General features: G+C 69.0%; 6 protein-coding genes. 4 read left to right on the forward strand and 2 right to left on the reverse strand.

The genetic code is table 11. The annotated features are described in order from the left end of the window. Positions 1-46: 46 nt before the first annotated feature. Together ACFRMN_RS38330 and ACFRMN_RS38335 are read right to left on the reverse strand one after the other, a co-directional pair. A complete protein-coding gene (locus tag ACFRMN_RS38330) occupies positions 47-1,921 on the reverse strand; it encodes an MFS transporter (protein ID WP_383029090.1) in 1,875 nt (624 codons plus the stop codon). Between the two features lie 236 nt (positions 1,922-2,157). Continuing rightward, a complete protein-coding gene (locus ACFRMN_RS38335) occupies positions 2,158-4,383 on the reverse strand; it encodes a D-alanyl-D-alanine carboxypeptidase family protein (protein WP_383029092.1) in 2,226 nt (741 codons plus the stop codon). Between the two features lie 171 nt (positions 4,384-4,554). Here ACFRMN_RS38335 and ACFRMN_RS38340 point away from each other — a divergent pair, with 171 nt between their 5' ends. The 4 genes from ACFRMN_RS38340 (at position 4,555) to ACFRMN_RS38355 (ending at position 9,157) form a co-directional block, all read left to right on the forward strand. Continuing rightward, complete coding sequence (locus ACFRMN_RS38340) at positions 4,555-5,298, forward strand: GPP34 family phosphoprotein (RefSeq protein WP_365753142.1); 744 nt, start codon at positions 4,555-4,557, stop codon at positions 5,296-5,298. A 444-nt stretch (positions 5,299-5,742) separates the two neighbouring features. Next, entirely contained in the window at positions 5,743-6,600 is an 858-nt protein-coding gene (locus tag ACFRMN_RS38345) for a helix-turn-helix domain-containing protein (protein ID WP_383029095.1), read from the forward strand. A gap of 315 nt (positions 6,601-6,915) precedes the next feature. Continuing rightward, positions 6,916-7,125 carry a DUF397 domain-containing protein gene (locus ACFRMN_RS38350; protein ID WP_249952061.1) on the forward strand — a complete coding sequence of 70 codons (210 nt, stop codon included), beginning with the start codon at positions 6,916-6,918 and terminating at the stop codon, positions 7,123-7,125. A 430-nt stretch (positions 7,126-7,555) separates the two neighbouring features. After that, positions 7,556-9,157, forward strand: coding sequence for a sodium:solute symporter family protein (locus ACFRMN_RS38355; protein WP_383029097.1), 1,602 nt, complete (start codon positions 7,556-7,558; stop codon positions 9,155-9,157). Positions 9,158-9,209: the final 52 nt, after the last annotated feature.

Below are 9,209 nucleotides of genomic sequence, written 5' to 3' on the forward strand. Positions count from 1 at the left end.
GGGCGTAACCGTACGTACGGTTACGCCCCCGCCCCCCGCTGTCGCCTCAGCGCAGCTCCTCCGGGCAGCCCGTGCCGCGCGGCAGCTGGTACGGCGCGGCCAGCCGGTAGACGCCGGGGCGCGGCGCCAGCAGCTCCGTCCACTCGTCGCCCTCCACGTTCGTCTCGGCCTTCAGCAGACAGCCGTTGGTGTTCGTGTAGACCTTGGGCCCGTCCCCCTTGTCGGCCTTGGACGCCGCGGTCTCCTGCGGGGGCGGCACGCTCTTGCCCTCCTCGTCTACGAGTCCGAGCCACGGGGAGTACGGGATCCGGATCAGCACCCGGCCCGCCGACTTCACATGGATCGTCAGCTCGCCCGCGCCCGCCCGGTCCACCGTCGCCGGCGGATCGGCCAGCGGCATCGGGTCCTCGACGGCGTAGAGCTGCCAGTTGGAGTCGCCCCAGACATGCTCCAGATAGGGCAGCCCCTTCTGGACGAGCTTGGCCTCAAGGCCCGCGCCGGAGTCGGGCTTGCCCTTGGGGAGCACCACGTAGTGCACGGCCCAGCGGTCCAGCCAGCCGCGGTAGCTCTCGGCGGTCAGGGTGTCGTCGTAGAAGAGCGGGTTGCGCTCCATGTCCGCCTGGCGGTTCCAGCCGCGGGCGAGATTGACGTACGGGGCGAGCGCGGAGGCCTCGCGGTGGCTGCTGGCCGGTACGACCTCGACCCGGCCCTTTTCCGCACCGGTCCGCTGCAACTGGTTGACCAGCGGCGCCAGCGCGCGCGTCCAGGACGCGGTGGGCGCCGTACGCACGATGTCGTCGACGCCCTTGAAACCTATCCAGAAGTTGAGCCCGGCGAAGGCGATCACCAGCGCGTACCAGCGGCGGGAGCGAGGGGCCGTGTACGGCAGCGCGGCGAGCAGCACCACGCCCGCTATGACCATCGCGAACCGGGACACGTTGGACCCGATCTGCGAATCGATCACATAGGTCAGCAGCACCCCGACGCCGTAGACCGCCGCGGCGGCCCGGACCGTACGCCACTGGCCGGGGACGAGCACGAACACGAGCGCCGCGAAGAGGAAGGGCAGCGAGGCCGTCCCCACCGACATCGGCTGCGTCCCGGAGAACGGGAACAGCCAGGAGGAGAGCGCCACCACGGCGGCCGGCGCGAGACCGAGCGCGTACGCGCCGGGGCGCCGCTTGTTGAGGAACAGCGCCGCCGCGACGACCCCGAGGAACAGCCCGGCCACCGGGCTCGCCGCGGTCGCGAGACCGGCGAGCGGGGCGGCGGCGACCGCCTTGGCCCAGCGCTTCGTCCGCCAGCGGTACGGCCAGCAGAACACCGCCGCGACGGCGCCGAGCGCGAACATCATGCCGAGGCCGAAGGTCACCCGCCCCGACAGCGCGTTGCAGAGGAACGCGAAGACCCCGGCGAGCGAGCACGCCACCGGATTACGGACGGCCGGTACCCGGACCAGGATCAGTGAGGTGAGGGCCGCGGAGACGGTCCCGACGATCATCATCGTCGTCCGGACGCCGAGAACGGACATCAGATACGGCGAGACCACGCTGTAGGAGACCGGGTGCATCCCGCCGTACCAGGCGAGGTTGTACGCGGAGTCCGGGTGCTGACCGACGAACTCGGCCCAGGCGTCCTGTGCGGCGATGTCGCCGCCGCTGTTGGCGAAGAAGAGGAACCACACCACGTGCACGACGGCGGCGACGGCGGCGGTGAGAAGGACGGGATGACGGGCCACCCACCCCCGCAGGCGCCCCCGGGGGCCCTCGGGCGGCTCGCCGTCGCGCGGCGCGGGCAGTCGTATTCGTGGCCCGGCCGGGCGGGTGGACCGGGCCGACCGGGTGGTATCCCGCTCGGCAGGTGAGGTGACGCCGCCCGGCGGGGTGACGCCGTCGGCGTGCGTCGGCTCAGTGGTGGTCACTGCGGCTCTCCACGTCTTTCCGTCTCACCGTTGTCCCACCCGGTGTGCCACCCCCGACATCCGGCAAGACGCCGTCACCGCGTCCGGCGGTTGCCCGGGCGGCCGGCCGAGCGGGTGCCTCATGCGGATGTCCGTTTCGGGACGCTAGCACGTGACGGCGGCCGGGGAGGACGCCATTTCCGGCGCCTTCCCCGGCCGCCGGGCCCCGGAGGGGCCGTCGGACGCGGTCGGACGGGTCAGCCGACCCGGGTGAGCTTCGCGCCGAAGCCCGGTTCCGCCAGCTTCTCCTGGAGCGCCACCGGCGCGGTGACCTGGCCGGACCCGGTGCCGACGGTGATCTCCCCGACGACGGTGCCGGAGGCGGCGGAGTGCGGCACCGTCTCCTTGCCCTCGGTGATGTCGAGCTTCACCTGGAGACCGGCCCAGCCGACCGCCTTCAGGTCCTTGGTGGAGACCACGGGGGTCCGGCCGCCGAGGCCGTCGTCCACGTACCCGACGACGTCGCCCTTCTTGACCACCGTGGCGGAGGTGACACCGTCCTGGGCGCTCTTGATCAGCTTGAGGCTGTTCTGGATCGCCAGCTCCAGCTTGTCCCAGAGCTTCACGGCGTCCTGGGCACCCATCACCATGCCGATGATCCGGCGGTTCTGGCCGTCGATGATCGTGTTGGCGGACCACAGCAGATTGCCGCCGGCCGGGGTCGACGAGCCGGTCTTGATCCCGCTCACGCCGGGCTCAAGCAGGATCGAGTTGTTGTTGATGATCAGGTTGTCGATGCCCGGGATCTCGACCTGGGGCAGATTCACGATCTCGCGGAAGACATCGTTCTGCATGACCGCCTTGCCCAGCTTCAGCTGGTCGGTGGCGGTGGACACGGTGGAGGACTCCAGACCGCTCGGGTCCGTGTACGTCGTGTTCGTCATGCCCAGGTCCTTGGCGGCGGCGTTCATCTTCTCGACGAACGCCGACTCCGACTTCGCGTCCCAACGGGCCAGCAGCCGGGCCGCGTTGTTCCCCGAGGGGATCATCAGCAGCTGGAGCATCTGCTTCTGGGTGAACTCCTGCCCTTCCCTTATGGGCGCCGTCGACTCGTCGGGACGGTTGGCCTCCTCGCCCGCCTTCTTGTCGACCTCGATCTTCGGGCCCACCTGCTCGCCCGTGATCGGGTGGTCCTTGAGGATCACGTACGCGGTCATCACCTTCGCGACACTCGCGATCGGCGCCGGCTTCTGCTGCCCGTACGTGCCTATCGTGCCGACGCCCTCGACCTCGACGGCGCCCTGGCCCTCGGCGGGCCACGGCATGTCGAGCTTGCCGCCCTCGAAGGTGAACGTGGGGTCGGCGGAGAGCGCGAGCGTGGGCGCCGGGAGCGGCCGTACGGCCTGTACGACCGCGAGGATGACGAGGGCGAGCAGGACGAGAGGCGTGTAGATCTTGACCCGCCGGACGGCCGTACGGACCGGAGTCTCGGGCGGGGCCGGCTTGTTCGTCAGCTCGGCCAGCAGATCGAGCGGCGGCATGGGCGGCATCGGCTGCTGCCGGGTCCGCTCGGCCGCCTCGGGGAGCGGGGTGGGCGCGGGCGGGGACGTCACGGACGGGGACGGCGACGGGGACGGGTACGCCGGCCGGGGCGGAGACGCGGGGGCGGGCGGCTTGTCGTCCCGGCGCAGCGGAACGAACGTACTGGTCCGCTCCGACGCCGACTCGGGCCTCTCGTCGGGCTTCTCGTCCGGCTTCTCTTTGGGCTTCTCTTCGGGCTTGGCCTTCTCCTCGGCCTTTTCCGCGGCCTTTTCCTCGCGCCTCTCGCGCACCGTGAGCGTGGTGGTGACCTGATCGACGGCGGGCCGGGGAAGCGTCTTGAAGACGGCGGTGGGCCGGTCGACGGGCGTGGAGTCCGCGGAGGGTGCGTCGGTGTCGGCCGGGGCGGCGTCGTCCTTGGACTCGGCCTCGGGCGCCTTCTTGGTGTCCTCCTTGGCGGCCGTGGCCCAGGAGGGGACCTTGCCACCCTTGCCCGAATCGTCGCCCTTGCCGTTCTCGTCACCCTTGTCGGCCTTGTCGGCGCTGTCGGCCTTCGCCGCGTCGACACCCGTGTCCGTATCGGCGGATACGGGCTCCGCGGACTCCTCGGCGTCCTCCGCGTCCTCCGCCTTCGCCGGTTCCTCCGCCTTCGCGGGCTCAGCCTTCGGCGGCTCAGGGGCCGGAGTTACGCGTCCACCGTCCGACGCGCGCGCGTCCTCGGTCTCCTCGGACTCCTCCGTACGATTTGCGATCGCGACCTTCGTCGACACCGCCGAGCCGGAGTCCCGCTCCGCCCGCCCCGCCCCGTCGGCCGTCCCTGTCGCCGGTTCACGGAAGACGGCGAGCCGCGGGTCCCGCTCCCCCGTGACCGTCTCCCCCGATGACTTCCGCTGATCCGACTTGCCGGGGGACTCGCCCGCCACCGTGTCTCCTTCATGTCTCATCCGACGTACCGAACTGTCCGAAGCATCTATCAGTGTCCTGCTCTGAGGCCTCGGCCAACGTGCTAGACGAGAACGACATACATAACGGTTCCCGCACAAAGCACCCAGGCACCCTCGACAGACCAATGTGAGAGGGGTCACTCTGTCATTCATCCACGCGGGGAGGCATGGATGGGCAGGAGCCGCAGAACAATTCCGGAGGAGCTTCTGTTGCTCGCTCTGGACCCGGCCACGGGTACCACAGCGCAGCCGCAGTCGCTCGACCTCGGCCTGGCCGGAGCACAGCTAGTGGAGCTGGCTCTGGCAGGACGGATAGCCCCTGACGGGGATCGTATCGCCGTGGTGATGCCACGGCCGACCGGAGATCCGACTCTGGACTCCGCACTGGAGTTGCTGCGCAGACGCGGCAGCCCGGTCCGGGCCGTCCATTGGATCGGCGGGCCCCGCCTGGGGCTGCGCCAGACCTATCTCTCGCATCTGGAGCGGTGCGGCATGGTGCATGCCGTCGCGGGCCAGATGTGCGGAGTGCTGCCGACGACTCGCTACCAGGCGACGGAGACGGCGATCAGCCGGGAGATCAGGTCCCGGCTGGACAGTGCGATCCGCACCGGCGTACCACCGGACCCGCGGACCGCGGCGCTCGCCGCGCTGGCCCACGCGGTCGGACTCGGCAAGCACCTCTACCCAGGGAACGAGGGGCGCTCGTCGCGCTCCCGCCTCCGGGACCTGATCAGACATGACCCGATGGGCGGTCTCGTGGCACACGCCGTGATGGACGTCCAGAACGGTGTGGGCGCACAGCCACGCCGTAATCCCGCCCAGGGCGCCCCCAGCGCCCCGGGTGGCGGACGGACTCCAGGGGCCGTACCCATGCAGCCGCACCACGGCGGCATGGCTCGCGTCCCGGCGCACTGAACGACCCGCACATCCGCGACACCCTCAACACCCGCAGGAACCGCAGGAACCGCCACACAGCAGTCCGCCGCACCGACGTCCCCAAAGCCGGTCCGGGAGCCGCACAAAACGCGCGGGGCAGCCAGACGACATCAGTCTGACTGCCCCGCGCGTCGCGTATCGGTCCCCTGACGGCCTTCTGACGGCTCCCTGACAGCTCCCTGATGGCCCTCTGACGGCCCTGGGGCGCGCCTCTGACGGCCTGTGGGGAATCAGGGCGGGTTCAGGGGTGGATCGGGTGGATCGGGGTCCGTTCCGGCGCGGGGGCGCTCGCACCGGCGCGCGGGGAACCGCGCGGACCGGCCCATTCGCCTCTGTGGCCATTTTCCAGCGCAGTCACGGCATTTGGTGGCAGTCTGCTGAGCGGTAGATACGTACAGCTACGCAGCCGGAGGTGCAGTTTCCGTGGCGTCCAACGTCAATCCCACCGTCAGGCGACGCCGATTGGGCCAGGAGCTGCGCCGGCTCCGCGAGCTGAAGGGCATGACGGCCGAGGAGGTGGCGGAGCGCCTGCTGGTCTCCCAGTCGAAGATCAGCCGCCTGGAGAACGGCCGCCGTTCCATCAGCCAGCGCGATGTCCGTGACCTCTGCGGGGTGTACGAGGTCGAGGACCAGCGCATCGTGGACTCGCTGATGCAAATGGCCAAGGACTCCCGCCAGCAGGGCTGGTGGCACGCCTTCGGCGACATCCCGTACAGCGTGTACATCGGTCTGGAGACGGACGCGGCGTCCCTGCGCGTGTACGAGCCCCAGGTCGTCCCCGGGCTGCTCCAGACCCGGCCGTACGCGGAAGCGCTCATCAACGGCGCGCTGCCCGAGTCCCCGGCGCTCGACGTCGAGAAGCGCGTCGGGGTCCGGCTGCGGCGGCAGGACCGCATCAACACGCCCGACGACCCGCTGCGGCTGTGGGCGGTGGTGGACGAGGCGGCGCTGCGCCGTCGCGTCGGCGACCGGCAGCTGATGCGCGAGCAGTTGGAACACCTCGTCGAGCAGTCACAGCTCCCGCATGTGACCGTGCAGGTGCTGCCCTTCGACATGGGCGCGCATCCCGGGATCACCGGGCATTACGCGATTCTCGAATTCCCGGACGCCTCGGACTCCAGCGTGGTCTACATCGAGGGCGTGACGAGCGACCTTTATCTGGAGAAGGCGAATGATGTGCAGCGCTATAGCGTGATGTACGAGCACTTGCGCGCACAGGCGCTGAACGCCGATCAGACCCGGCAGTTCATCGCGGATATCGCCAAGGAATACGCCCGCTAGCGAGTCTTCGAACCGTAGAACCGTATACCGGCTGCCGGGCCCGGATGATGACCGCCGGCGGCCGGTCAGCGGCCGGTCAGCGGCTCCGACGGAACCTGCCGCCAGGGCATTTGCGCGAAATGTCGAGTACGCCGATCTTCCCGCCCGGAGCGAGGGGAAGGTACACCTCCGCTAGCCGGATGCGGAAGACCTCCAGGGGATAAGCCATCAGGACGAGTGAACGCCCGTCCCGCCCATGGAGTGGGGCTAGTAGCGTCGATCATGCCAGCAGGACGTTGGTGCTATTTCACCCCCATTGCTGAAACCGGAGCGAACATGGCAATTCTTCAGGGCGCTACGGACACGTGGATCAAGTCCTCGTACTCCGGCGGAAACGGCGCGTGCGTAGAGGTCAAGTCCCCCGTTGTCCAGGCCATTGCCGTCCGGGATTCGAAGGACCCTGAAGGGCCCTCGATCTCCTTCGTCCCCACCTCATGGAATGCCTTCGTGCAGGAAATGAACAAGGGCGCTTTCGACCTCGGCTGAGGTCATTGGGCGCCCTGCACCCGCACCACGGATAGAGCCCTCTCGACCGGTCCGCCGTCCTGGCCGAGGGGGCTCGGCCATGCCCGCCCCTTCGTCTTCCCGCTTCCTTCTTCCGTTCTTCCACGCCCTTTCCCGGCCGCATGGGACCCGCATCCCGTGCGGTCATTTCGTTGTGGCCGAAGCCTGACGAAGTGCTCGCTCATCGTGTGGGCGCCGTCACGTTCACGACAACGCCCCAACGGGTCAAGAACAAGTAAAATCGTTCGGCGTTCTGACTTGAGTTCACATTTATGACCGGCGGAACCCTTGACCAGCCGCCGCGCCAAGCGGTTCAATCCCCGAAGTCCCCGCTCCCGCACGGGGAGCCGGTGACCGGACGAACCGACGAAGAGCACTCGACGTTCATAAGGCGGACCCCTGGAGGGGGCACATGAACAGCCTCGACTGGATCGTGCTCATCGCATACTTCGGTGTGATGGTCGCGATCGGCCTCTGGTCGCACAAGCGCGTGGACAACGTCAGCGACTTCTTCACCGCCGGCGGCAAGATGCCCTGGTGGCTTTCCGGTATCTCGCACCACATGTCCGGTTACAGCGCGGTGATGTTCACGGGATACGCGGGCATCGCCTATATCTACGGGGTCACCTCGTTCGTGACCTGGTCCCTCCCGATCGCCATCGGCATCGGGATCGGCGCCAAGCTCTTCGCGCCCCGGCTCAACCGGCTGCGCTCCCGGCTCCATGTCGCGTCGCCGCTCGAATACCTCAAGAACCGCTACGACCTGAAGACCCAGCAGGCGCTCGCCTGGTCGGGGCTGCTGCTGAAGATCGTGGACGTGGGCGCCAAGTGGGCGGCCATCGCCACCCTGCTCTCCATCTTCACCGGGATCTCGCTCAACCAGGGCATCCTCGTCACCGGTGTCATCACCGGCATCTACTGCACCATCGGCGGTCTGTGGGCCGACGCGCTCACGGAGCTGGGGCAGTTCATCATCCAGCTCTTCGCCGGGATCGCGATGCTCGTCGCCGTCATGGGCAAGCTCGGCGGCTTCAGCGCGCTGTGGACGGTCTGGGACAAGCTCCCCGAGGGGCACGCCGACCCGACCGCCGGGCCGTACACCGTGACGTTCCTGCTGGCCTTCCTCTTCATCAAGATGTTCGAGTACAACGGCGGCATGTGGAACCAGGCCCAGCGCTACATGGCGACGGCCAACGCCCGTGAGGCGACCCGCTCGGCCAGGCTCTCCGCCATCCTCTGGCTCGTCTGGCCGCTGGTCCTCTTCTTCCCGATGTGGTGCGCGCCGCTGCTGGTGGAGGCGCAGAAGCCGGACGCGTCCGACTCGTACGCCCTGATGACCGAACAGCTGCTGCCGCACGGTCTGCTGGGCCTGGTCATCGTCGGATTCTTCTCGCACACCATGGCCATGTGCTCCTCGGACGCCAACGCGATCGCGGCGGTCTTCACGCGGGACATCGCGCCCGTCGTCTCGAAGGCGGCGCGCGACTGGTCGGAGCGGGCGGGGCTGATGGCGGCGCGGCTGTCGACGATCGCGTTCCTGGCGCTGTCGATGGCGATCGCCACGCAGGTCAACTCGCCGACGTTCAAGGACATCATCACGGTCGTGATCAAGTGGGTGGCCGGGCTGATGGGCCCGATCGCGATCCCGTTCATGCTCGGTCTGCTCAAGCCGTTCCGCAGGTCGGGGCCGACCGCGGCGCTGGTCAGCTGGGCGCTGGGGCTGCTGGCCTTCTGGCTGGTCAACTACCCCATCAACTGGAGCGTCGAGGGCGGTGTGCCCCTCCAGTACCAGGTCTCGATCCCGCTCGCGGTCTCGCTGGTGCTCTACATCGCGATCGGTTTCCTGAAGCCGGAGGAGTCCGCCGAGCGCGATGTGCTGCTGGCCCGGATCAACGGGGAGGGCGACGGCGACGGTTCGGAGCTGACCGCGGCCTCGCTACGGGTGCCCGCGCCCGCGAAGCCGGGTGACGCGAAGGCGACGGAGACGACGGACGGGAAGGGCTCGGACGGCTGAGGAGCCGCCGGGCCGCGCTGCGGCGGGTAGTGGCGTACGTACGCCACTACCC

The organism is Streptomyces sp. NPDC056835, from assembly GCF_042789485.1.
Taxonomy (GTDB): domain Bacteria; phylum Actinomycetota; class Actinomycetes; order Streptomycetales; family Streptomycetaceae; genus Streptomyces.